Annotated in this window: 26 protein-coding genes, 1 tRNA gene and 2 pseudogenes; 19 read left to right on the forward strand and 10 right to left on the reverse strand. The window is 41.0% G+C overall.

Annotation, left to right across the window (positions count from 1 at the left end):
- Window positions 1-3 precede the first annotated feature (3 nt).
- The 3 genes from DC077_RS06180 to DC077_RS06190 all read right to left on the reverse strand — a co-directional run bounded on the left by DC077_RS06180 (window position 4) and on the right by DC077_RS06190 (window position 2,091).
- A complete protein-coding gene (locus DC077_RS06180) occupies window positions 4-252 on the reverse strand; it encodes a MoaD/ThiS family protein (RefSeq protein WP_109201630.1) in 249 nt (82 codons plus the stop codon).
- A gap of 234 nt (window positions 253-486) precedes the next feature.
- On the reverse strand, window positions 487-1,365 hold the full coding sequence (locus DC077_RS06185; protein ID WP_109201629.1) for a metal ABC transporter permease: 879 nt from the start codon (window positions 1,363-1,365) through the stop codon (window positions 487-489).
- Between the two features lie 3 nt (window positions 1,366-1,368).
- The gene (locus tag DC077_RS06190; protein WP_109201628.1) at window positions 1,369-2,091 is read right to left on the reverse strand and encodes a metal ABC transporter ATP-binding protein; all 723 of its coding nucleotides are present in this window, start codon (window positions 2,089-2,091) and stop codon (window positions 1,369-1,371) included.
- A gap of 393 nt (window positions 2,092-2,484) precedes the next feature.
- Here DC077_RS06190 and DC077_RS06195 point away from each other — a divergent pair, with 393 nt between their 5' ends.
- From DC077_RS06195 to DC077_RS06240, 10 genes are all read left to right on the forward strand, one after another.
- A complete protein-coding gene (locus DC077_RS06195; RefSeq protein WP_109201627.1) occupies window positions 2,485-2,823 on the forward strand; it encodes a PilZ domain-containing protein in 339 nt (112 codons plus the stop codon).
- Window positions 2,824-2,876: 53 nt separating this feature from the next.
- Window positions 2,877-3,695, forward strand: a complete 819-nt coding sequence (locus DC077_RS06200; RefSeq protein ID WP_109201626.1) for a TatD family hydrolase — start codon at window positions 2,877-2,879, stop codon at window positions 3,693-3,695.
- A 112-nt stretch (window positions 3,696-3,807) separates the two neighbouring features.
- Window positions 3,808-5,229, forward strand: a complete 1,422-nt coding sequence (gene hldE / locus DC077_RS06205) for a bifunctional D-glycero-beta-D-manno-heptose-7-phosphate kinase/D-glycero-beta-D-manno-heptose 1-phosphate adenylyltransferase HldE (protein ID WP_192874927.1) — start codon at window positions 3,808-3,810, stop codon at window positions 5,227-5,229.
- A 245-nt stretch (window positions 5,230-5,474) separates the two neighbouring features.
- On the forward strand, window positions 5,475-6,536 hold the full coding sequence (recA, locus tag DC077_RS06210) for a recombinase RecA (protein ID WP_109201625.1): 1,062 nt from the start codon (window positions 5,475-5,477) through the stop codon (window positions 6,534-6,536).
- A gap of 136 nt (window positions 6,537-6,672) precedes the next feature.
- Complete coding sequence (locus tag DC077_RS06215; protein WP_157953500.1) at window positions 6,673-7,605, forward strand: RluA family pseudouridine synthase; 933 nt, start codon at window positions 6,673-6,675, stop codon at window positions 7,603-7,605.
- Between the two features lie 105 nt (window positions 7,606-7,710).
- Window positions 7,711-8,103: a tol-pal system-associated acyl-CoA thioesterase gene (gene ybgC / locus DC077_RS06220; RefSeq protein WP_094567602.1), complete on the forward strand. Its 393-nt coding sequence runs from the start codon at window positions 7,711-7,713 to the stop codon at window positions 8,101-8,103.
- Between the two features lie 16 nt (window positions 8,104-8,119).
- Window positions 8,120-8,827 carry a protein TolQ gene (gene tolQ, locus DC077_RS06225; protein ID WP_109201623.1) on the forward strand — a complete coding sequence of 236 codons (708 nt, stop codon included), beginning with the start codon at window positions 8,120-8,122 and terminating at the stop codon, window positions 8,825-8,827.
- 32 nt (window positions 8,828-8,859) lie between these two features.
- Window positions 8,860-9,285 (forward strand): biopolymer transporter ExbD, encoded by a 426-nt coding sequence (locus DC077_RS06230; protein ID WP_109201622.1) that lies wholly within the window; start codon window positions 8,860-8,862, stop codon window positions 9,283-9,285.
- A gap of 32 nt (window positions 9,286-9,317) precedes the next feature.
- Window positions 9,318-10,385 (forward strand): cell envelope integrity protein TolA, encoded by a 1,068-nt coding sequence (tolA, locus tag DC077_RS06235; protein WP_109201621.1) that lies wholly within the window; start codon window positions 9,318-9,320, stop codon window positions 10,383-10,385.
- A 103-nt stretch (window positions 10,386-10,488) separates the two neighbouring features.
- Window positions 10,489-11,172 carry a cytochrome b/b6 domain-containing protein gene (locus DC077_RS06240; RefSeq protein WP_109201620.1) on the forward strand — a complete coding sequence of 228 codons (684 nt, stop codon included), beginning with the start codon at window positions 10,489-10,491 and terminating at the stop codon, window positions 11,170-11,172.
- A gap of 233 nt (window positions 11,173-11,405) precedes the next feature.
- On the opposite strand, the gene DC077_RS06245 is transcribed toward DC077_RS06240, so the two are convergent.
- On the reverse strand, window positions 11,406-12,167 hold the full coding sequence (locus DC077_RS06245; RefSeq protein WP_109201619.1) for a tyrosine-protein phosphatase: 762 nt from the start codon (window positions 12,165-12,167) through the stop codon (window positions 11,406-11,408).
- A 178-nt stretch (window positions 12,168-12,345) separates the two neighbouring features.
- Between DC077_RS06245 and DC077_RS06250 the strand changes: the two genes are divergently transcribed.
- From DC077_RS06250 to DC077_RS06265, 4 genes are all read left to right on the forward strand, one after another.
- Window positions 12,346-12,435, forward strand: a tRNA-Leu gene (locus DC077_RS06250).
- Window positions 12,436-12,657: 222 nt separating this feature from the next.
- On the forward strand, window positions 12,658-13,722 hold the full coding sequence (locus DC077_RS06255) for a hypothetical protein (protein ID WP_109201618.1): 1,065 nt from the start codon (window positions 12,658-12,660) through the stop codon (window positions 13,720-13,722).
- Complete coding sequence (locus DC077_RS06260) at window positions 13,719-14,039, forward strand: STAS-like domain-containing protein (protein WP_109201617.1); 321 nt, start codon at window positions 13,719-13,721, stop codon at window positions 14,037-14,039. Before DC077_RS06255 ends, DC077_RS06260 begins: the two co-directional genes overlap by 4 nt.
- 8 nt (window positions 14,040-14,047) lie before the next feature.
- Window positions 14,048-14,518 (forward strand): hypothetical protein, encoded by a 471-nt coding sequence (locus DC077_RS06265; RefSeq protein ID WP_109201616.1) that lies wholly within the window; start codon window positions 14,048-14,050, stop codon window positions 14,516-14,518.
- A 287-nt stretch (window positions 14,519-14,805) separates the two neighbouring features.
- Here DC077_RS06265 and DC077_RS06270 read toward each other — a convergent pair.
- From DC077_RS06270 to DC077_RS06285, 4 genes and pseudogenes are all read right to left on the reverse strand, one after another.
- Window positions 14,806-15,030, reverse strand: a pseudogene (locus DC077_RS06270) (integrase core domain-containing protein); the annotation flags it as partial.
- A gap of 15 nt (window positions 15,031-15,045) precedes the next feature.
- Window positions 15,046-16,173, reverse strand: a pseudogene (locus DC077_RS06275) (IS3 family transposase).
- 280 nt (window positions 16,174-16,453) lie between these two features.
- Window positions 16,454-16,729, reverse strand: coding sequence for a hypothetical protein (locus DC077_RS06280; RefSeq protein WP_133243422.1), 276 nt, complete (start codon window positions 16,727-16,729; stop codon window positions 16,454-16,456).
- Window positions 16,730-16,793: 64 nt separating this feature from the next.
- On the reverse strand, window positions 16,794-17,153 hold the full coding sequence (locus DC077_RS06285; protein WP_109201614.1) for a DUF3037 domain-containing protein: 360 nt from the start codon (window positions 17,151-17,153) through the stop codon (window positions 16,794-16,796).
- Between the two features lie 205 nt (window positions 17,154-17,358).
- Here DC077_RS06285 and DC077_RS06290 point away from each other — a divergent pair, with 205 nt between their 5' ends.
- Together DC077_RS06290 and DC077_RS06295 are read left to right on the forward strand one after the other, a co-directional pair.
- Window positions 17,359-18,249, forward strand: a complete 891-nt coding sequence (locus DC077_RS06290) for a hypothetical protein (protein WP_109201613.1) — start codon at window positions 17,359-17,361, stop codon at window positions 18,247-18,249.
- Between the two features lie 112 nt (window positions 18,250-18,361).
- Complete coding sequence (locus DC077_RS06295) at window positions 18,362-19,615, forward strand: hypothetical protein (RefSeq protein ID WP_133243421.1); 1,254 nt, start codon at window positions 18,362-18,364, stop codon at window positions 19,613-19,615.
- Window positions 19,616-19,819: 204 nt separating this feature from the next.
- On the opposite strand, the gene DC077_RS06300 is transcribed toward DC077_RS06295, so the two are convergent.
- Window positions 19,820-21,118: a CitMHS family transporter gene (locus DC077_RS06300; RefSeq protein WP_109201611.1), complete on the reverse strand. Its 1,299-nt coding sequence runs from the start codon at window positions 21,116-21,118 to the stop codon at window positions 19,820-19,822.
- Between the two features lie 340 nt (window positions 21,119-21,458).
- Between DC077_RS06300 and DC077_RS06305 the strand changes: the two genes are divergently transcribed.
- Window positions 21,459-22,154 carry a DUF1345 domain-containing protein gene (locus DC077_RS06305; RefSeq protein WP_109201610.1) on the forward strand — a complete coding sequence of 232 codons (696 nt, stop codon included), beginning with the start codon at window positions 21,459-21,461 and terminating at the stop codon, window positions 22,152-22,154.
- A 205-nt stretch (window positions 22,155-22,359) separates the two neighbouring features.
- Window positions 22,360-22,962 (forward strand): high frequency lysogenization protein HflD, encoded by a 603-nt coding sequence (hflD, locus tag DC077_RS06310; protein WP_109201609.1) that lies wholly within the window; start codon window positions 22,360-22,362, stop codon window positions 22,960-22,962.
- Window positions 22,963-22,966: 4 nt separating this feature from the next.
- Here hflD and DC077_RS06315 read toward each other — a convergent pair whose 3' ends face one another.
- Window positions 22,967-23,935 carry a KamA family radical SAM protein gene (locus DC077_RS06315; protein WP_109201608.1) on the reverse strand — a complete coding sequence of 323 codons (969 nt, stop codon included), beginning with the start codon at window positions 23,933-23,935 and terminating at the stop codon, window positions 22,967-22,969.
- Window positions 23,936-23,986: 51 nt separating this feature from the next.
- Here DC077_RS06315 and miaA point away from each other — a divergent pair, with 51 nt between their 5' ends.
- Window positions 23,987-24,922, forward strand: coding sequence for a tRNA (adenosine(37)-N6)-dimethylallyltransferase MiaA (gene miaA / locus DC077_RS06320; RefSeq protein WP_109201607.1), 936 nt, complete (start codon window positions 23,987-23,989; stop codon window positions 24,920-24,922).
- Window position 24,923: the final 1 nt, after the last annotated feature.

Raw genomic sequence — 24,923 nt, forward strand, 5'->3', positions numbered from 1 at the left:
TTATTAACCTCCTGTAACGGGGGGCAAAAGCGCAACGCGATCACCCACATTTAATACCGTGGGTTCAAAGGTCATCTCTTCATTAACAACGATACGAAAGATATTTTCCGGCGCTAAAGCTTCCGCCCAGAGAGCTCCCCGATCTCGCAGTTGTGTCAACAATACTTCGGTATCACCACCCTCCCAAGAAATTTGTTCTTCAGTCAGCTGTAAAAGATCTTTTAAATTCCCAAAGTAAGTTACTGTAATCACGATCTATCCCTTGTTCTAATAAATTCTTAAAAATGCTTAATTAAAAATACTTAATTCTATATTTTTGATTCTATGATTCTATATTGCTTAATACACACATATATGTATATATATCGCTTTAATAATATAGCACTCTTAATGTTTTGAAGATTCTTGATGTTTGTTGATATTTTTTTGATATTTTTTGACGCTATATATCTATTTTATGATATTTCACAACGATTTATAATATTTCTATGCTTTCCGGTGACGCCGCATCCCTTTACGCCTTAAAATACCCCCCTCTAGGCCAAACAGCAAGGAGATCAGATAGAATGAAGCTAATACAATAATAATCATCGGCCCTGATGCAATATCATAATGAACTGAGGCAACTAACCCGAGATAAGCCCCTATTGCCCCAAGTGTAATGGCGATTAGAAGAACTACTTCCATACGATTACTCCATAAACGAGCAGAGATCGCCGGAATCATCATCATTCCAACCGTCATCAATGTCCCTAAAACCTGAAAAGAAGCCACAAGGTTGAGAACTACTAAAAAGAGGAAGAGCGCATAATAGAAGAGGCCACCACTGCTCTTTAGCTTAAGGTAGAGAGGGTCGATAATATAGAGCAAAAGCGCCCGATAGATAACAGAGAGCAAAAGAAGGGTTGTCAAAAGCACGCCCCATACAAGGTAGAGTGACGAAGCATCAACTGCCAAAACAGAGCCAAAGAGGATATGCAGAAGATCCGCTTGAGAGCCGATCTCCATAATTAAGACAACACCGATCGCCAACGAGAGAAGATAGAGTGCCGCAAAACTCGCATCCTCCTTTAAATTGGTATAGTTAGAGATAATCGAAGCGATAATAGCAATAAGTAACCCCGCAACGACCCCACCAATACTCATTGCATAGATATTAAAACCAAAAAAGAGAAACGCGATCGCAATCCCAGGCAAAACGCCATGACTGAGCGCATCCCCGACTAGGCTCATTCTATTTAGAAGTAGGAAGACGCCCACCAAACCTGAAGAAACCGCAATCATCAGCGATGCCGCAAGCGCTCTTCGTAGAAAGGGGAGATCCAAAAAAGGATCGATAAAAATTGAGTTTAAAAGATCGATCATCAGTTACACCTCACACCAAGAATCACTCTCCCAACCGAGAGAGACAGACTCTGCTTTAAGAAGATTCGCTTCCGTCAATACAACCTTACTCGGCCCAAATGCGATCTTTTCACGCGCCAAAAGAAGGGTATTTGTAAAGTGCTGTTTCGCTAAGTGAAGATCATGAAGTACTGCAATAACCGTTTTTCCGCTCGCCTCCCAGCGTTCGATAAGAAGACAGAGCTCCTGCGTTGTGCGAGCATCCATTGCGTTAAAAGGCTCATCAAGAAGGATTAAATCGGCCCCCTCCACTACAATCCGCGCAAAGAGAGCTTTCTGAAATTGCCCGCCTGAAAGTGAATCGATACTCCGCTCTCCAAAATTTTCTAACCCCACAAACTCAAGCGCCTCAAAGACCCGTTGATGAATAGAGGATGAGAGCCGACGAAATAATCCGACTTGATTAAGCGCACCAGCACTCACTAATTCAAAGAGCGTTAAAGGAAGATCTCGCCGAATATGAGAGATTTGTGAAAGATAACTCACCTTTAAAGCCTCACTGCGAGTAATCACCCCTTCAGAATAGGGCACTAACCCCATAATTGCTTTTAGTAATGTACTTTTCCCCGCACCATTAGGCCCGACAATGGCGCAACTCTGCCCTAATGGGAACTGTGCCGTCAGGTGATGCACAACAGGATGCGCTTTATAACTCACCGTTAAGTTAGAAATCTCTAATGCTCTCATCTAGATCCTTAAATTCTTTTACCTCGAAATTACGGAATTATGATCATACTGATCTCACTCAGAAGAGGAGCTTAAAAGCGACTTTGTAGCTGCCAAAGTTTGATCAACAATCGATTATTCTGCAAGGGCTCTATCATACCGCAAAATCGATTTTGCCACCTCTTCTGCCATCATTTTCCATCGCTTTGTAAAAAAAAGAGACTCTTTATTCGCTCGATCTCGAATCTCCTGCTACTTCATGCAATAATAAGGGATCAAAGTGTTAGCGCAGAGAGGGAGTCAGAGAAGGAGTATTAATATTGTTCTTATCTTATTCCGGATCTGCTTCTAAAGTGTTTCTAAAATGTTTCTAAAAAGATTGCAAAAGTTGCAGATAGAGAGATCATTGACCCTATGAGTAACCCTAAAAAGATTGAAGCGAAATTCGCAAATGCGAGCCAAGTTCCCCAATATTATCTCCCCTTTCTTAAAAATGGTGGGTTCTTCTTCAATACTGATTTCCCCTTCCAGCTCAATGATCTCATCATCTTAGAGATCACGCTTCCTGATGGGGATCCGACCCCCATTAAAACAGAAGGCCGCGTTGCACTAATCACTGCTAAAACGGCAGAGACGATTCATCACATCACCGATCATCAAGGCATCGGCGTAGCTATTGAGAAGGAGCACCATCTTCTCCAGACAAGAATCAATGCACTTTTAAGAATGCATGAAGCAACAACGCGTTCATGATGCATAGCCCTCAATCAACAGCCATAATCAACAATCATCAATAGAAGATAGAAATGTTAAATATCGCAGATACTACTCACTTTATCGATTCACACTGTCATCTCGATATGGTGGATCTCTCCCCCTATGACAATGATTTTCAAAAGCTGATCGCCGCCATTAAAGCGCAGAAAGTTTCACAGATGCTCTGTGTTAGTGTCGATCTAGAGCGCTGGGAGGCGATGGCACAATTGGTTGCACCTTATGATGAGATCTCTCTATCAGTGGGCGTTCATCCCGGCGCAATCCCGGCAAAGATCGCTCCTTCGATGGAGAATTTTAGACCGATGTTAGAGAACCCTAAAGTCATCGCTATTGGGGAGACTGGACTCGACTACCACTATTCGGTCGAACATAAACTTGCACAACAGTCCGCCTTTATCACACAGATCGATATTGCAAAAGAGACACAAAAACCACTGATTATCCATACACGCGATGCTCGGCAAGATACTATCAATATCTTAACCCATGAAGAGGCGCGCGATGTTGGTGGCATCTTTCACTGCTTTACAGAGAATTGGGAGATGGCAAAGAAGGGATTAGATTTAGGCTTCTATCTCTCCTTTAGCGGAATTATCACCTTTCGCAATGCAGCTGAGTTACGGGAAGTTGTGGCCAAAGCGCCGCTCGATCGCCTCTTAATTGAGACCGACTCCCCCTACCTCACTCCAGTCCCCTATCGCGGAAAACCGAACCACCCAGGGCTTGTTCCCTTTGTGGCAAAAACGATTGCGGAGGTAAAAGGGGTCTCTATTGAGGAGGTTGCTAAGATTACAAGTGACAACTTCCGGAGACTATTTCATAAAGGCTTAGAAGCGATCACACGCTAATCGATGCCTGATGATGATTACACCTTAGGATTCTATATTCTCCTAATTTTCTCATTTTCCTATTATCCCTAAATTTTAAGCCCCTTTGTACCACCTGTTACTTGAGGTCAATATGAAAGACTCCATTGGTAAAATTGCTGTTTTTGGCGACATTATGATCGATAGCTACTGGATCGGCTCAACAAATCGAATCTCCCCTGAGTCACCGGTTCCCGTCGTCAATATTAATCATACTGAGAATCGTTTAGGAGGTGCTGCTAATGTCGCACTTAATATCAGTAAGATGGAGTGCCCTGTAACCCTCGCCGGCTTAGTCGGTATCGATAGCAATGCACAAGAGCTACAACAGCTCTGTGAACAGAACCAGATCGCAACAGAGTTTGTAGCTGAGCCGAGCTTCCCTACCATCAAAAAGCTACGCATCATTAGCCGGCAACAACATATCGTTCGCTGCGATTTTGAAGAAGCACCTGAGCTGACAACAACATTAATAGAGAAGATTACCCAATCCCTCAAAGCCACGATCGATGAGAATGACCTTATTGTTCTTTCCGATTACAACAAAGGCTTTCTCTCTGACCCTCAAGCGCTGATCCAGCATGCAAGAGCTCAAGGAAAATTTGTTATTATCGATCCCAAAGGGGATGATTTCTCAAAATATCGAGGTGCATCACTTCTAACGCCTAATACCAGTGAATTTGAGATCGTTGCCGGCAAATGTCGTGATGAAGCTGAACTCTTTGCTAAAGCAGAGAAGCTTCGCATCGAACTCGATCTAGATGCTCTCCTAATCACTCGCAGTGAGAAGGGGATGACACTCTTTGAACGCGATAAAGATCCGGTCACATTTTCAGCCAAAGCCCAAGATGTCTTTGATGTTACCGGAGCCGGCGATACTGTTATCGCGATGATCGCCACACAGATTGCAAAAGGAACACCGCTGCCCCAAGCATGCAAGATTGCCAATATCGCAGCATCGATAGTCGTTGGTAAAATGGGCGCCTCCTATGTGACACAAGAGGAGCTCGACTATGAGCTAGGTCACTCAGATCGCCCACACAATCTTGTTCTCTCAAAAGAAGCACTTCTACATGAAGTCAAACGCGCTAAGATGAACAATGAGACCATCGTTATGACTAATGGTTGTTTTGATCTTCTCCATCGTGGACATGTGAAGTATCTAGAAGAGGCAAGCAAGTTGGGACACCACCTTATTGTTGCACTCAATTCAGATGCTTCTGTCAAACGGCTAAAAGGGGAGTTACGCCCTATTATGGATGAAAAGAGTCGCGCAACAGTACTCGCGTCTCTCTCCTCTGTTGCCTGGGTGACCCTCTTTGATGAAGATACGCCTGAATCGTTAATACGTGAGATTCTTCCCGATGTGCTCGTCAAAGGTAGTGATTATACAATTGAAGAGATCGCCGGTGCAGATGCCGTCATCAACAATGGAGGTCGAGTAGAATTGATCGATTTTGTTGATGGTTACTCAACAAGTCGCGCTATTGAAAAGATTATCGCCACTCAACAATAAACTAAGATACGATTGAGAGAGACTAAAGTAAGTGCGTCTAAGTAGAAAGCTAGATACGATTAAGTTAGATAAAATAGTTAAAATGAGATATTTAAGCTGTGTTGTTTAAGCTGAGTTATTTAAAAAAAGTGAATTGAAAAAGCTAGATTAAAAGCACTTAAATGTAATTTTTGCAATGATTTTTGTGGCATAATGAGTACTTAAATGTAATATTATAGCCCTCCCGTAGATAAGGACTTTATAAAATGGATGAAAACAAACGCAAAGCCCTCCAAGCTGCCTTAGGGCAGATTGACCGTCAATTTGGGAAAGGCTCAGTTATGCGCCTAGGAGATCAGCAAACTCCAACCAATATTATCCCTGTCTCTACCGGTTCAATCGGTCTTGATATTGCATTAGGCATTGGTGGCTTGCCAAGAGGCCGTATCGTTGAAATTTATGGTCCAGAATCCTCTGGTAAAACCACATTAACGTTACATGTTATCGCTGAAGCGCAAAAAGCGGGAGGTACCGCTGCCTTTATCGATGCTGAACATGCCCTCGATCCAACCTATGCGGCAAAACTTGGAGTCGATGTTGAGAACCTCTATATCTCTCAGCCTGATAATGGCGAGCAAGCGCTCGAAATCACCGACACATTAGTGCGTTCCGGCGCAATTGATATTGTTGTTGTTGACTCTGTTGCAGCGCTCACCCCTAAAGCAGAGATTGAAGGCGAGATGGGAGATTCTCATATGGGACTTCAAGCACGCCTTATGAGCCAAGCTTTAAGAAAATTGACAGCTAATATTCAAAAATCAAATACACTTGTGATCTTTATTAACCAGATCCGTATGAAGATCGGCGTGATGTTTGGTAACCCTGAAACAACAACCGGTGGAAACGCACTTAAATTCTACTCTTCCGTTCGCCTTGATATTCGCAGAACAGGAGCGGTGAAAAAGGGTGATGAGGTAATCGGAGCCGACACTCGCGTACGCGTTGTTAAGAATAAGGTCTCACCTCCTTTCAGAGAAGCGAAATTTGAGATCATGTATGGCGCCGGCATTGATACACTAGGCGAAGTGATCGATCTTGGTGTTGATGCAGGAATCGTTGATAAAGCTGGCGCATGGTATAGCTATGGAGATACTCGCCTTGGACAAGGTAAAGAGAACTCTAAGCAATATCTTCGTGAAAATGAAGCAACCGCTAAAGAGATTGAGCAGAAAGTGCGTGAGCATTTCCTCAATACCAGCGCCCCGCTTGCAGGATCACTCGATGATGATGAGAAAGAGGATGATCTACTTGCCCTCGATAAAGAGTAGATCGCGTTAAAATAATTAACAGTAAATCTAACAATAAGCCTCATAATAAATATGTAACAATGAATATGTAACAATGAATAGCTTCCTTCTAGGAAGCTATTTTATTTTAATTACTCACCTCGGTAGAAGGCTCACTATGTCAGACAATAACGCTTTTGAATTTATCCCGGCAACAATGGTCACCATTACAGAACACCAGGAGACACAGCGCTTAGACAACTTCCTTTTAACCCATTTTAAGCAACTCCCTAAAAGTCGAATCTATCAGATGATACGCAAAGGCGAGGTGCGTATTAATAAAGGTCGGGCAAAGCCAACAACTCGGTTAAAAGCAGGCGATCAACTTAGACTCCCGCCAGTTAAGATCGAAAAGAGTATCGATATCTCTATTCCAATTGAAGCTTGGCAGAAAATCGAAAAGAGCATTATTTTTGAAAATGATAATTTTCTTATTATCGATAAACCCTCAAAAACAGCGGTTCATGCCGGCTCACACATCCCTTATGGCATCATTGAGATCCTGAAAAAACATGGTCAACACGACTTTTATGAGCTAGTTCAGAGACTCGATCGAGAAACTAGCGGCTTACTGATGATCGCAAAAAATGGAAAGAGCCTAAGAGCACTACAGGAGACCGATATTCTGCGCGAATACTCTCTTTTAGTAGAGGGACGTTGGTCTGATCAATATCCTGATACCATCACGATCGACCTGCCGCTTAATACAGAAAATCGTGAGCAAGGAGAGCGCCATGTGGTTGTCGCGCCTAACGGAAAAGAGGCAATAACCCACTTTCAACGACTTCAAACCGAGGGGAATATCTCTCTTTTAAAAGCACGACTTGAGACTGGACGAACACACCAAATTCGTGTTCATAGTGCGCATATCGGATTTCCATTACTCGGTGATAATCGCTACAACCCAAACTCGGCATTAAAGGCGCAATCACCCCGGTTAGCTCTCCATTGCCAGCATCTTAAGTTCACCCTTGATGGAGAGAATTACCAATTTGAAAGCCCGCTTCCTCAAGAGCTTAAAGCAATACTCAATAAGATAGAAAACAAATAAGTTCACTACTATAAAGATAAACGGCGAAATTTAGACAAAGATCAGGTAAAATGGCGCTGTTTATGACCTTAATTCATTCTAAAAGAGAAGACGGCCCTATTCACAATGGAACAAAAAATCGATACCTTTGAGCTCCCGATTCGGGTCTACTATGAAGATACAGATGCCGGCGGAATCGTCTATCACTCGACCTATCTTAACTTTATGGAGCGAGCACGAACAGAATGGCTGATGGCTAAAGGAGTTAATCTCAATACCCATGCGGCAACTGCCAATGAGATGTTTGTTGTTCGCAAGCTTGAGATTGAATATCTACAGCCGGCCTACCTCTGTGACGATCTCATTGTAAGATCCTCCATTATTAAGCGCAGTAGAACACGAGCACTATTTGAACAATTAATTGTGCGTAATGATGAGATTTTAACAAGAGGCGTTGTTGAAATTGTCGCACTTGATGTTGAGTCTCGACGCCCTAAAGCCCTTCCCAAATTCTTTTAATTTCAGGAGTTTTACGATGTCCTCTGATTTACAATTTTGGCACTTAATTGCCAGCGCAAGCTTTCCTGTAAAGATTATTATGTTGATTCTGGCCATAATGCTCATTATCGCCATCTTCTTAATATGGAAAAAATATATCTCTATCAAATTAGCAAAGCATCGTGTAAATCAATTTGAGCGGATCTTTTGGTCAGGCGCCGATATTAATCAACTTGCATCTGATGCCATCAAGAGAGGGAAAAACTGCCGGGATCTAGAGAAGGTCTTTCTTTCAGGATTCCAGGAGTTTACTCGTCTTCGAGGTTATGCCAACTACTCTCCCGATTTTATTGTATCGAGTGTCAAAAATGCGATGTTTGCCGAGACCCAAAGAGAGGAGACGATTATTCAAAAATTCCTCTCGTGGCTGGCTACAATCGGCTCTGTTGCTCCCTATATTGGTCTATTAGGGACAGTAATCGGCGTTATGAACTCCTTTGCCGCATTAGGAACGGTCAAACAGGTAACCCTCGCACAGGTAGCGCCGGGAATTTCCGAAGCTTTAGTGGCAACGGCAATCGGTCTACTCGCAGCAATACCGGCAGTAATGGCTTACAACAAATTTAGTAATGATATCAATAACCTTATGACTCGTTACGACAGTTTTATTGATGAGTTTGCCAATATCTTAGCGCGACAATATGTTCAAATGTCACAAAAAGCAGCACCGCAACACTATTCATAATCTGCAGAATAATTTCTAAGGGATATATCGTTATGAGACGACGTAAACGGATCAACAAACTCTCTTCAGACATGAATATTGTCCCCTATGTCGATGTTATGTTTGTTCTACTCACTATCTTTATGGTCACGGCAACAACTATCTCCGTTGGAATTGATGTTGATCCCCCACAGATGGAGTCGAGCCAAGCAGTTGCTGTTGAAGGGGAGGAGATGATGGTGATCTCTGTCGATGCAACGGGATCATTCTTCTTCAATCTTGCGGATAATCCCAATATTGCTCTTCCAGAAGGGGAGATTGAGGTTTTAGCTCGCAATATTTTTGCAGAGAACAATAATATACAAGCATTAGTTAAAGGGGATAAAAATGCCCCTTACGGTCGTATCATTGATGCTATGGGGCTCCTTCAGGGCGTCACCCAGAAAAATGTCCAACTTATGACCGCTCCAACAGAGTAGCCCACCATTGTGCTTAGGAAGAGTAGATCATTATGAATCGCGAAACACAAGATAGAATTATCAATCTCAGTAGTGCACTCTTAACTGCGCTCGTCATCGCTATTGTTGGCTACTTCTCATTCTCTTCATTTCAGAAGATTCAGATGGCAAGTATCGATGATCCTTCCCTTAAAGTGAGTGATGAGAATCGTATTGCCAAATCTGAGAGAATCGATACCGAAGAAGTGATCGAAGAGATGAATCGAATTGCCGAAGCACAGCGACTTGAGAAGGAGCGTCTCGAAGCGGAGAGACGTGCTCGAGAAGAGGCTGAAAGACAACGGATCGAAGCGGAAAAACGAGCTGCTCAAAAAGCCGCTGAAGAGAAAGCCGCTAAAGAGAGAGCCGAAAGAGAGCGGATTGAAGCTGAAAAGCAAGCAGCACAAAAGGCAGAAGCGGAGCGAGTCGCTCGAGAAAAAGCGGAAAAAGAGCGAGCAATTGCAGAGAAAAAGGCTGCGGAAGAACGGGCAAAAGCAGAAAAAATAGCGGCCGAGAAAAAAGCAGCGGCTGAAAAGGCAGCTAAAGAGAAAAGATTAGCAGAAGAGAAGCGCGCAAAAGAAGCTGCTGAGAAGGCGGCTAAAGAGAAAGCAGCAAAAGAGGCGGCAGAAAAAGAGCGTCTAGCGAAAGAGAAAGCGGAAAAAGAGCGCGCTGAAAAGGAACGTTTAGCTAAAGAAAAAGCGGCTGCTGAGAAACGCGCAACTGAAGAGAAAGCCGCAGCTGAACGCAAAGCGGCAGAAGCAAAAGCCGCTGAAGAAGCAACCCGAATTGCAGCTGCGCTCAATAATGATTACTTTGCTAAGGTTCACTCCTATCTCTATGCCCTATGGATCACACCTCCAGGTAGTTATGGGCTAACAACAACCATCCAATTTAAAGTTAAAGAGGATGGCACCATTATTGGCACTCCGGTTGTGACAAAATCGAGCGGAAATGAGGAGTTTGATAATAGCGTCTTTGTGGCGATCTTAAGTGCCGATAAAGTCCCCATGCCAGAGGATCCTGTTGTGCGAAAATATCTAGCCAAAGAGGGTTTTGAGATTAGATTCCGCCCAACAAACTAAGAGCAACCCTGAACCTAGAGCAATAAAGCAAGATAATCAAGCACACCGAATAAGTGTTATGATTGCAGTATCAGCAATACCTCAATTGATAAGGAGAGAATAGATGATAAAAGTATGGGATCTACCCACGCGCCTCTTTCACTGGATATTAGCGCTGGCGGTATTAGTGTGCGTCTACACATCATATAACTTTTCAGATTATTATGATTTAAGCTTTTTAGGCAGTTATTCTGCAATGGCAATTCATCAATATGCCGGCACTCTAATTCTTGCTCTGCTCATATTTCGCCTTATTTGGGGTATTATTGGCGCAACAACGGCTCGCTTTAGCAACTTCATTCGCGGCCCGTTCCATATTGTGCAATACCTTAAAAAATCAGTGACGCCAACTGAAGGGCACAATCCTTTAGGGGCATTGATGGTTGTTGCCTTGATCCTTCTACTCCTCATCCAAGTCGTAACAGGTCTCTTCTTAGAAGATAATACCTATATGTTTGCCAATGCTCCTTTAGCAAAACTGGCAGATAGCGATATGAGAAGTAATATGATCGCCATCCATAGCAATGGTCGCGCGATTCTCTTATGGTTTATTGGTCTTCATATCACCGCAGTCTTTGCTTACCTAATTGTCAAACGCCAAAATCTTATCCGTACTATGATTACCGGTACACGCGATCGATCTGCAGCTCATACCCCAAATCCAGAATCGATCAAAGCAGATCGCCCTCTCGTTGGCATTGCATTGATGATAATTATTATTGCCTTAACCTTTTACCTACTCTTTTAATTATGCATAAACAACCTAAAAGCCTCTTTCTCAATTCTGTAGCACAGAGGCTTCTCTATGCGGTGATTCTCTTAATTCCATTAACCGCCCTGCTCTATTGGGCATTACAATAGAAGAGAATATCGAGAGAAATGATCAGAAAAGAGCTATTAAAAGTCGATAAAAACTGATAAAACCAATAAAAAGAGCGATCAATAGATCGCTCTTTTGTTCTTGGCGCTTTGTCATCACTGCTACTTTAAGAGTGTTTTTTTCAGCTGCTCGGTATCAACTTTCAAAACCTTTTCAACATAAGGGACTGCACCCCCATAATTCTCCACTAATGTCTTATCTAAGACATCGAGATATTCAGGAACGACATAGCGAATCTTCTTAAAGAGCGCTTCTAATTCCTCACTAATTGTCAGATGCTGCCCTGCTTTTCGGCGGTTCTCTCTAAAGAGCTGATGGAGCGCCTCCGCATAGCGATTAGATTCTAAATAGTTTTCCATAATGTCATCATAAGGAACGCCTAATACAGAGAGAATCAGATAGCTCATCACCCCAGTACGATCTTTACCGGCACTACAGTGATAAACAACTTTCTCATTAGCCAATATCGCCTCAAAAACCGTCTTAAACTGCACCGCACCGCAGGTTGGAAACTCCCGGTACATCTTTTCAAAAAGTCGCCCAATATCTTCCGATTTTAGCTCACTCAACGCAGAGATCTGATCAGGACTGAAGAAGTTACCAACATCGATCGGCTTCGCCTGATAATCGATAGAATCGAGAATCATCTTAATTCCCTCACCCTGCTTCTCTCCCTCGAGTCGAAAATCAACCACAACATCAGGGGCTAGCGACTGGAGTAGATCCATATCATGAGGGGTTGCAAAATCGAGCAATGCACTGCGATAGATCCGTCCATCTTTGATCGTTGCGTTATCTGCAGTCTTCAATCCGGCAAAACTTCTAAAATTTACAATCTTTTCAAAATTAAATAGTTGACCCATCTATCAAAACCCTTATACTCTATAACCCTTAATCAATAGACCTTTTCAGTAGATCATCTATCCTACCATGTTTTCAATTTAGCAGGATAATCCACCAACAAATGGATCATTTTTAATCAGCTGTTGCTTTTTAGAAATTTACCCTGTATCATTTGTCTTCTACTGAGTTACACCTAATGCCTGGGTGGCGAAATTGGTAGACGCAGCAGACTTAAAATCTGCCGACCCTTATACGGTCGTGCCGGTTCGATTCCGGCCCTAGGCACCATTATTAAAACGAACAGCCCGCTAAATAGCGGGCTTTCTGCTATCTGTTTATTTATTTGTCACAAATCTTGTCACAATGCATTATGCATTCAATATTTGACATCTTTCTACATTCTTTCTATTAAATCTCCTGATAGGTGATTTAATAGAAAGACTAGTCGCACTCTTAATTTATAAGTGCTAAACATATATATGTTCATATTAAAAATAAATATAGAAACTCATGAAACTACTTTCTCAAAAAACCATTACATACCAGTTAATTAGAGCTAAAAAAATGCAATTCCGAAGCTTTCGAAAAAGAAAAAGAAAAAGAAAGCACCATATCATACGTGTGTCGTCACGAATTAAAGTTATTGCTCCAGAAACACTCAACTTATTTACTCAAAATGAATATGCTAGTTTTATTGAGTTTATTACAATAATTCGAGATCATGTTTATAATGGCGAACAAATTTTAATTGATTTCTTAGAGACTAAATCAATTAAAATTTGTGCTCTCACTGTTTTATATGCTCATATTGACTTTTTTCAAAAGCTCACAAAAAACAAAAAAGTTATCGCTCTTACAAGATGTAAAACTTCACGACTTAATAATTGGTTCAAGGTATGTGGCTTATGGAAATTAACGAGACATAATAATTGTAATCCTGAGATATCAAATTCTATGGAAATAGTATCAGCTGTTGCTGGATTACCGCCAGATTCAGATGAAGCAGCGCTTGTAAAATCTAAAATAAGAAATATACTGATTTTTATTAGAGATACCATTTATGATGGCAGGATATCACCAGAGGAAAATAACAACCTTTACGCTGCCTTGACAGAATCAATTAGTAATGTGGGATTACATGCATATTCTAATGATAAATTGTTTTTAGAATTTATCACAGAGATAGGGAAAAGATGGTGGATATTAGCACATAAAGTCGAAGATCAATTGTTTTTGATAATTTATGACATGGGTGAAGGTATCCCAATAACACTAGTTCGAAGAAATTTCTTTAGTCTCATTCAACAAATGTTTAATCCTGAAACTGATTCAGATAAAATAAGTGCAGCGATTAAATATGGTGAAACTCGTATGCAAAGCGATAAACACGGAAAAGGATTAACTGATATAAAAAGATATGTAGAGGATAATCCAAAAGGAGAACTACATATTTTTAGCGGAATGGGTAGATACTCGTATCATACCAATTCTGGACAAGTAGAAACTACAGACCTTCCATACTCTATAGGTGGTACTTTAATTCAATGGAACATTAATTTAAGAGGCCAAGAATGAAAATAAAAAAAATATATGTTGCCAAAGAGTTTTCAGATATGCCATATGGTCGTTATATGAGAGATGGGGTTGATAATGGAGAGCGTTTTAGGGAGGAGTTTCTTTTAAAAGATTTTAATAAATATGATGAAATTCATGTTTATCTGGATGGTGCAATGGGATATGGCTCTTCTTTTCTAGATGAAGCTTTTGCTGGCCTTTATAGAACAAATGGCATTGATAAACAGACTATAAAGGAAAAAATAAAAATTTTTACAGAATTAAATTTTCTAAAAAATAGCATTTCACAATATATTGATGAAGCCAAAAAGGAATAAATGAAATAATGGGAGTAATTAAAACATTATTCGTAGACACTGGATTAATGGCCATTATTACCGCTCTTATAGGTTGGATTTTTATTTATAAAAACTCAAGAGTCCTACAAAGAAGGTCAGAAACATGGTCTATAGTCAAAAATCTTTCAGATACATTAAAAGAAATAGAAACTAGCTCTCAAAAATTTTGGACTCCATATGATAATTCAAAAAAGTTAGAAGCAATATCCTTTCAGAATGAAATACATTTATTATTAGCTGAAACCGAACGTTGGATGGAACTATTAAAGAAAAGACTGCCTATAGATAAAAATTATAATTCCTTAATTAGTGATCTTTTTAAAGATATAACTGATGATATAGAGAATATACAATTACACGATATAAATAAGCGAAATAGACAGGTTCACTTAATATCTAAAAGAACTATAGATATCAAAAAATTGATAGATGAATCGTATCATAAAAAATTCTTTTAAAATCTATCACAAGATTAAATCTTAACTTGACTACAAAAACATGTAATAAGCGTAACAAAAAATAAAAATCACTCAAACTAATTGATTTAACTGATTTATCCAGAGTTATCTATGTGTAACTTTTATGTAACAAAGCTGTAACTTTGTTGCAAAGCTTCTATTTTTGATGAATGCGTTACATGCTTGTTACTTATTTGTTACACCTATTTGCAACAATAACTATTAAGTGCTATTGTAATCCTCCCCTTTTTAAGACTATTTAAAAGTAGAAGATTTTTCTTGGTTTATTAAAGTTGGCACGGTGGTACAGATCCAATGGCTGAATGAGGTCTTTCGTTATTATAACTCCATAGCCATTTAGTGGAGTAAATTTGTGCCTCATTGATTGTTTCAAACAGATAATTCGATAGTAATCCCTCTCTTACGGTGCGGTTAAATCGTTCGATATAAGCATTTTGTGTAGGTTTCCCCGGCTGAGTATAAATTAGAGTGATCTGCTTTGAGTTAGCCCAATCGTAAGCTTACCGTCAAGCGCACAGTTCATAACTAGAGACTTTTTCGGTTAATTGTTTTTTAAATTCACTGGGAGGTAAATTTCCCAGTGACTCATGAGGTCTTTCTTCGTTATAACTTAACATCCAAGCCCGACTAAGTTCTCGCACCTGCGCTAGTGAGGAGAATAAATGGGGGTTTAATACTTCCGTTCGATAACTGCGATTAAAACGCTCGATATAAGCATTTTGATTTGGCTTTCCTGGTTCAATATAACAGATCCTAACGTGATTATTTTCACACCATTTTGTAAAAGCTGAAGACGTCATTTCACTGCCATTATCGACACGAATCATTCTAGGAACACCTCTTTCTTCTTTAAGTTGCTCTAAAACTCTCACAACTCTAGTGACCGGTAGTGAGGTATCAACGACAATATCTAAAGCTTCTCGTGTATCTTCATCAATAATATTCAAAACTCTAAAGCGGGTACCGCTATAGAGTGCATCACTCATAAAATCGAACGACCAACTATAATTAGCCTTTGCAGGTACTGCTAAAGGTGCAGGATGACGCTCTGGTAACCGTTTTTTAGTACGTCTCTTTTGATTTAAATTCATTGCACAGTAAATACGCCACACGCGTTTAAAGTTCCATAAATTGCCATCGAGTCTTAATCGGTGAAAACACTTCCAAAACCCCCAACGAGACCGTGTGGAATCTTGAATAATTGTATTAAGCGCATCCACTATAGGCTGATCACGTTTTAGACGGTTTTGTTTCGGATCAGGCCGGTACCAACTGCGACGAGAGAGACCTGTCAATCGACAAGCCTTAGCTATCGAAAGTAATCCTTGATATACCAAGTGTTGAGTCGCTTCTCTGCGTCGTTCCGGCGTTACAGCTTTCCCAATAAATCCTTAATTGCTGCATTTTCTAAAGCTAATTCAGCATACATTTTTTTGAGCTTGGCATTTTCAGCTTCAATTTCCCGTAATCGCTTCAAATCCGAGGCTTCTAAGCCTCCATATTTACTTTTCCATTGAATAGTACGTAGCACTACTAATGCCGTGCTCTCGGCAGATATCGGTCACTTTAACGCCTTTTTCTGCTAATTTTAAAATGTTTACAATTTGTGTTTCTGTGAATTTTGATCGTTTCATGATTTCCTCTATCTAAAATAATGATGACAGAAATCTCTAGTTTTGGCTTGTGTCTTTTTAGGGTAAGTTTACGGCACCATTACAAAGTCTCAAAGCCCGCTATTTAGCGGGCTTTTTGCTATCTAGAATTCGGTTTGGCGGGAATTTTGGCGTAAATATCTCTACTTTCATCCCCATTTAAGATCAACTAGTTATCTATCTCCTGCATAATTTATATGCCAGATCATTATAACTTAACTTTTCTGGATATTTGTCTCTAAAATCGATTCTAACAGCTAGATTAGCCCTCAGAGAACTGACGAATACCATTTATATCTCTATGCTCTAGAACCTCGACTTTTTGGCATTGAATCTCCTTTAATACTCGACTTAAAGCCTTTTCTTGATAACTTGTTGCCGCCTCTGGTCCTTCATATGTAAACAGTATCTTTGTCTCTTTACTTAAATGCCCAAAGCTCCGTAATCTATCAACTCTAATCAACCAACTATCTGATTTCTCATAAATTTTACTAGGTTCATTCTGTCCTAAATAGATAGGCTTAATAATTTTATTCAATCTTTTCTCTTCATCTCTTTGAACCAAAGAGAAATTTGTATTAAATTCATCATCTCCTATTTTTTCAGCTAAAAAAACTGACCCCAGCTCTATACTCTCGTCCCTGTAGCTTAGGAAAAAACTGGGTAATTCGACGATACTTTCTAGCTATCCTATAATCAAAAAAACCTATCTTAGGGCTCAATGCAACTATACCAATATTGGCAAACTCGCCTGTTTCAATGTAGGGCATAAATTGAATTACAACATATCTCAAAGCGACTTTTTGATTCATATTGCCCCTCCATAACTCACCTGACATCTTTACTCTACCAAGAGTTCTACGCACAAATTCAAAATCATAATCTGCAGGAAGATCCTCTTCTAAATTCGCCCACTTCCAAGAAGTCGGTAGTGTATTACAAGTATCAGCAATTCTTCCCATACAATCCTCTTTTCCTATATAGATAGGGATAATGGCGTAATGTCGCCCAAAACAAAATGTTTCACATAAAACATTTTAGAAAATAATGACTATATCGATCGATAAGTCAAAAAGTAGGATAATTTAGAAACACTTAAAATATCGTCGGTTTATAATGTGAAAATAATTTAAAAATATTGATTGAAGCGATACTTTAGGAGAGCTTATGAGAAAAGCCGCGATGATGCTCTGTGCAGTAGGTTCTATTGCGACAGCTGCTTATGCTACACCTTTCACCTGGAACAGTGGGTTTGGACAAGGTTATCTTGAATATAGTTTAGAAAATAATGACGGTGCCGAGCTATTTATTAGTTGTAATGTAGGGGCCGGCGAGGATTATGATCATGGCGTTACTATCTACTTTCAAGGGAATCAAGTCCCTGCCTACGATGATGATGGCGTACTAGCGCCGATTGAACTTGCCATTGATGGGCGATCCTACTCCGTTCCAGAGGAGACCTTTAGTGATAAAGGCGCTCGAGAATGGAATCAAATGACACAAGCGCTCTCTCAAGCGAGCTTCTTTGAGCTCTTTTGGAATGGAGAATACTTAGGGGGATTTAACCCACAAAATAGAGAGATTAGCAAAAATCTTACTGATTGCCGGGCAATGCGAGATCAGAATAGTCATGATATCGAAACTGCTATCGATACAGTCAACCCTACAGTGGCGGAGCAAAAAAGAGCGACTAACCACTTAGATTCCTCGGCATTGTTAGCACCCAACTCCACACAGCTCGCAGCAGAGTATCGTGTTAGCAGAGAGACTCTTAATAGCTCAATAACGATGATTCTTCTCACAGCGCCTCATAGTCCAGTAACAATCCAAGGTATCTCGCTCAATCAGGGAAATTGTCCCCTCTTTAGAACAGAAAAAGGGGCTGTTGTAGGGCATGATTATCTCCCTCAACCGCTTAAGGATCTCTACGGCACAAAGCCCAATTTCCCCCTTATTATCAAAGCAGGGGAACCAAGCTATCTTCTCTTTAAAAATTGCCCAGAGCCTAAAATACTTGAACTTGAGACAGATAATGGCAACGAGTTGATCACTTTTTAAGTTGATGATCCGTATCGCTAATATCTCTGTCCGAAATCTCTATTGTGAGCTAAATATCGCAACAAAAGAGTATAACCCCTTTAAAACGAATCTATTAAGTAGAGAGCTATTTATGAAAAAAGTATGGTTACTTGCGCTTCCACTTATTATCGCCGGTTGTGGTGAAGATAGCGCTAGAATTGAAACAGTAAAAAATTCCTTTATGGATGATGAGAGAACAATCCAAGTCGGAAAGATTCTCGATAATCGCAAAATTTGTCAAACAACAGATTGGAGTAGCGCAACAGACAATCTTAGTCGAGATCTTGTTGTGTATGAATGTCAGTTTATCGATACTTCTAAAGAATTTAAGGCACGCAGAGATGCACTACTCTCCTCGCTTAAACGCTCTCTTCAAGAGGAGTTAACAGCCGCAAAAAATATTGCCGGTAATCTACAAAATAGTGCTGAACAGCGCTTTGATGCAAAAATTAAAAAGATTGATGAAGTTACCCTCGCCGCAGAAGAGCAATTGAGAATTCTTAATGAAAACCCGCTCGTATCTCCAACGGATCTAGGCTTCAATAGCTATGCTATCGATGGCTTATCAGGAATCGAATACCATATCTCTATGCTAGAGTCCTTGATCGAGAAATTCCAACAATTTAGAGAGGATCTTCCACCCCCTAATCCTAACGATTTTAAATATCCTTTGGATTACCAAAATAACCTCTCAATGTGGAAGAGTATCCGTAGCTCAAGAGTTGAAAATTTTCGTCATAACCTGATTCGCAGCGATCTTCCATCATCACTTTCAAATAACCTCATCTTGCCGCTCTATTTAACGAATGACACAAGGTTTCATGGTGCACCGCTCTCTGACATCTATCTTCAAGAAGCAGATTTTGATGTTATCAAGGCAAATCTCCCCAAGATTGAGGCTGAATTGCAATCACAGATCAAAGATCTTTTAGTCGCTCGCTATGAGTTGGTATCCAACCTCCTAACAGAAGGGATCGCTCAATTGAAGCAAGAGCGAAAAAATCTTCTTGCTAATCGCCCTGACCTCTCCGATATTTTACCCCGTAACGAATATCAACGTTATGAAGCTGCTCGAAATGAGGAAGCACGTCTTCGGGCTATTTTAGATAATTTTGATAATTACACTGCGGATTACTACAAAGATTTCCAATATCAAAACATCAAAGAGACATTAGTTTGGGTCGTCAATGATCGTAAAGAGGTCTTCTTCCTTGAAGGAGTTGTGGAAGGGGATCGAAATAGATCTAACGATACCCTTTTTGAGTACCAAAACTACTTCTATATCCTCAACAACTATGAGAATAACAATGTTATTGACTACCTACAGTTGAGCAATGAACCATAAGCCATTATGGTCCATAAAGTTAACCCATAAAGTTGTTCTATAAAATCGTTCACAACATAGCAATAAAAGCGAGATCACAATCACGAGTCAGGTTATTCTCGATTGATGACTCCTAGCTATTAAAAATCCCTAATAGTCGCAAGCTCCATCGATTTTGCGTCTATTAGGGATTATCTATTTTCGTTTAGCCTATTGCGACTCTACTTATACCGCAATAACACCCATAATAATGGCTGCAATCAGCAATAAGATACCAATCGCCCACATCCAGAAGAAGGAGTAGCGGATATAGCGCCCCATCTCGATATTCGCCAAACCAAGCGCGAGCCATAGTGCAGGAGAGAAGGGGCTAACAAATGTTCCTACAATATTACCAACAATCATCGCATAAGCTGTTGAGGTTGATGCTATTCCATAAGTTGTCGCTATTTGGTCAACAACGGGCAGTAATGCAAAGTAGTAAGCATCTGTACTTAAAAGAAGATCGAAAGGTAATCCTAAAAAGCCAATAATTAGATGGATATAACGCCCCATAAATTCCGGCATAATATTGATAAGATCTTGCGCAATAGAGGTTAACATTCCTGTACCATTTAAAACGCCCAAGAAGACGCCGGCAGCAAGAATAATTGACGCCATCGATAAAGCATTAGGCGCATGACGTTTAATACACTCATTCTGTAGCTGAATTGTTCTGAAATTCACCGGTAAAGCGATCGCAACCCCGATCATAAAGGCAAAGCCTGCCGGAATAATTCCCGTCACTAAGATAGCGATGATGCCAATCGTTAAAAGGAGATTAAAGAGATAAAGTCCCGGCTTAAGATCAGATGTCATCGGCGCTAAATCTTCATCACTTCCCTCTACCTCAGATGATGCCGGCAATGCCGCAATACGACGCTTCTCACGCATTCCCAAAACGGTTGCTAAGCCTACCATAAGAATCATTCCCACAACCTGCACCGGGATCAATGGACGCCAAAGCTCTGTAACATCCATATCGATCACGCTCGCCGTTCGCCCTAAAGGACCACCCCAAGGAATCATATTCATGATACTTGCGCTCCCCCCGATCAACAGCACTAAAAGATAGGGGCTAATCCGCATCCGTTTATAGAGCGGTAAGAGTGCCGGAATGGTAATTAAGAAGGTTGAAGCGCCCGAACCATCGAGCTGAGCAATCGCAGCAATAATCACACTACCGATACAGATCGTAATGATATTTCCCCTCGTCAATTGAATCATCTTGTTGATCAGAGGATCGAAGAGACCTGCATCTTGTAAAATTCCAAAAAAGATAATGGCGAAGATAAACATCACCACAACATTCATCACCGAGCCTAAACCCGATTTAAAGAAACCACCAATCTCCTCCATTCCAAAGCCCGCCACTAAAGCACCAATGATAGGTATTAGCGTTAAGGCAACTATCGGGATCACTTTCCCCCGAATTAATAAGGTAACAATTGTTAAAATTGTGGCAAATCCAATCAGACTTAGCACTCCATTCTCCTTTACTGTTTTCTATATAAAAAGTTATTTATCTACTTATAGAGGAGATTAAAGCGAAGAACAAGAAGTTAAGATGATTTGTCTACAAATTAACTACCAACAAGCTACAAAGGATGCGATAAAGAGACCGATTCAACCCTCTAAAAATGGAGTTAAAAATATCTTTTCGCCCCACCTCATTTATTCGATATAATTCTTCTATCAATTTTGAAAAATAATTCAAATTTTTTAAAGAGCATCTCTTTAAAAGAATCATTATCTACATAGTTCTATCTACAACATTTATCTAAAATTATATCTCTTATATGAGCATACGGAGGAAGCGCGCATTATGCAGAAGTCTACACCAGAGAAAGAAAATTTTCGCACCCTCCACTTTATTCACAACACCATTCTGTCTCGCCCCCGCTTTCTTGTCTCTCTCATCGTGGCGATCACTATCTTTTGCCTCTTGATCTCGAAACATACACCTTGGATGAGTTTTATCATCAGTTGGAATGCTTTCTCCTGGAGCTATATTCTCTTCCTAGCCCAAAAGATTATGCGCCACAAAAATCACGACATTCGCCATCTAACGCGTAATGAGGATGAGAGTGCGCGCATGGTACTCTTCTTTCTATTAACGGGATGCTGTGCAAGTCTCCTCGTCCTCTTCTTCGGTTTGGGTGGCCATGATGGATTAACGGGAGATGAGAAGATTTTACAATATGTCCTCACAGCATCGACTCTAATCTCCTCTTGGCTTCTACTGCCAATGGGCTACACCATGCATTATGCCCATCTCTTCTACAGCAGCCCCGATATTGAGCAGAGCCCTTGGCTACTCTTCCCCGATAAGATCACCCGTCCTGGCTATTTTGATTTTATGTATTTCTCATTTACGATTGCAGTAGCATCACAAACTGCCGATGTGGAGATCGCTTCCACCCCAATGAGACGCGCCGTACTCCTTCAATCGATCGTCTCTTTTATCTTCAATATGGCCATCTTAGGACTCTGTATCAATATCTCTGCAAGCCTCTTCTAGTGTTGAAATCATGATAAGAGCAATCCCGCCCGTAGCGCTCTAAATTGGCGGGAAGATTTTGCAGAGAAGCTATAAGCTCTGTTATGATTTGCAATAGCCCTGACGACAAGAAGAGGCGTCAGCCGAAAAGTTAAAATTAAGCTAAAGTTACATTAAAAGATATTATCGATATTGAAGATCGATCAAGAGGATGAAATAGCAGGGAATGAATAGAAATCAAGTCATTGCACTATCGGCAGTATTACAATCAGCGATATTGGTTGATCGAATTGCAACGATCGGCTCTATCCCCAATGAGGAGCGCAACCCACTCCTCCATAGTATCTTTGTTCTCAAACCGGAAAATATCGATGATGTCTATGATGGAGTGAGCAATATTAAACCTGGTCTATCAGCATTTGCCCACGGATTAAAAAATGTACCGGCGCCGGCAAAGATCTATCTCTACTCTCTCATTTCACTAGAGGCTTCCCTTAGAAAAAATCCTGAGATACTCAATATTTTAGGAAGTGGCCTTGAGAATATCGCTGCCCGATTACAACATTTTGAGATCACTCATGAAAATATCATCGCAGCGATCGCCGATCTCTACTCGCAAACCTTAAGCAAATTAACACCTCGCATTATGGTCAAAGGGGAGCAATCTATTCTCTCCCAACCCCATATTGCCAATGAAATTAGAGCTCTACTTCTCGCCGGTATCCGCTCAACAATGTTATGGCGCCAATATGGTGGCTCACGCCTCAACCTACTTCTTCCTTGGAACCGTATTCCGCAGACCGCTCAAGAGATTCTGCTAACTCTATAAAAAGCTATGCTAACACCCGCTTTCCCTCACCTTCTGGAATCTCAATAATAAGACGGGGGATACAGATTCCGGAGATCTCTTCTCGCAATTGATTGATCAAAGCAATACCTGCTTCATTACTCACCACAAAGTGGCTTGTTCCCCGAGCAAGATCCATCTGATGGAGATAGTAAGGTTTAACGCCATTTTCCACAAAGGTATACATCAACGCCTTTAATGCCGGAAGATTATCATTAACGCCCTTCAATAATACTGACTGAGAGAGCAACATCACCCCCTTACTACGCAGAGCACGCAAGGCCGCTCTCCCCTCCGGTGAGAACTCCGCCGCATGATTCGCATGAAGGACGACAGTAAGCATCTTGCCACTTGCCATTACCTCATCTAAGAGCGCTAAGAGTTCTGGAGAGATCTTTTCAGGAGAGATCAATGGGATTCTCGAGTGAATTCGAATACTTTTTAGATGGGGAATTGCCGCTAATGCCAATAATACCTCGCGCAACCGACGGATAGAGAGAATCAGAGGATCGCCACCTGTTAATATCACCTCCCACAGCTCTTGATGCTCAGCAAAATAGTCGAGCGCATTTTGGAGCTCAGATTTTGTTAAATTCTCCCCTTTCTGCCCAATCATCTCTTTACGAAAGCAGAAACGGCAATAGACTTCACAAAGCTGGGTAATCTTCAACAATGCTCGATCTGGATAACGGTGCACAACTCCCGCTACAGGGGTAAAACGACCATCACCAATAGGATCATCTAACTCTTCTGGCAGGATATGATTCTCTGCTATCGAAGGGATAAATTGGCGCAACAGCGCCTCTCGCTCTTCCCCTTTTGCACGGGAAATCTGCTGTTGCATTGTCGGACTAATCTTAATCTGAAAGGATTGAGCAACTTGATCAATCTCCGCTCCCGGCTCAAGTAACTTTTCTATATAAAGGTGATCTAAGGTCGTCCAATACTGGCTCATTGCGCTATACTATCCTGTAAAAAATAATCTTATTATCATAAAGGATTTTACATGAATAAGAGAGTAATTTGTTTGATGGGCCCTACCGCTACCGGGAAAACGGAGCTTGCGATGCGAATTGCCGATCAAATTCCGGTAGAGATTATCTCGGTAGATTCGGCCATGATCTATCGGGAGATGAATATCGGGACCGCTAAGCCTGATGCCGAGACCTTAATCCGTTATCCTCACCGCTTGATCGATATTTGTGAGCCGACCGAACGTTACTCTACCGCTGAATTTCGCCGTGATGCGATCTATGAGATCGAAAGAAGCTTTGCTGCAGGAAAGATCCCCCTTCTTGTCGGAGGGACCTTTCTCTACTTTCAGTCACTCTTAGAAGGAATCTCCCCGATTCCACAAGTCTCATCGGATACTTTAAAGCAGCTGACAGAGCGTGCGGAGATAGAAGGGAGCGCAGTACTACATCAAGCGCTTAAGGAAGTTGACCCTGATAGCTTTCAGCGCCTCAACCCAAATGATACTCAACGGGTAATTCGGGCGCTGAGCGTCTACCTTGAAACAGGAAAACCTCTGACCTACTACTGGAATCTCCCTAAAAAACCGGGAATTGCCTACCCATTTCTTAAAATTGCCTTAGCAAATAGTGATGAAAAGAGACGCAACCAACAGATCGCCCAGCGTTACCATAAGATGATCGATGCCGGCTTAATTGAGGAGGTTGCAACACTTAGAGAACACTATCCCGAGCTCAATCTCGACTACCCTTCAATGCGTGCTGTCGGATATCGCCAGATCTGGAACTATCTTGAAGGAGAGATGACCCTATCTGAAGCAGTAGAACGCGCAATTATCGCCACAAGACAATATGCTAAACGGCAAAGAACATGGCTTAGAAGCGAAGAGAATCTCTCCACATTTGAGGTTAATACGCCCCATTATGCCGAGGAAGCACTCCATCAGATTCAACAATTTATTGAGTCATAAC

It is taken from the genome of Ignatzschineria cameli, assembly GCF_003121895.1.
GTDB classification, from domain to species: Bacteria; Pseudomonadota; Gammaproteobacteria; order Cardiobacteriales; family Wohlfahrtiimonadaceae; genus Ignatzschineria; species Ignatzschineria cameli.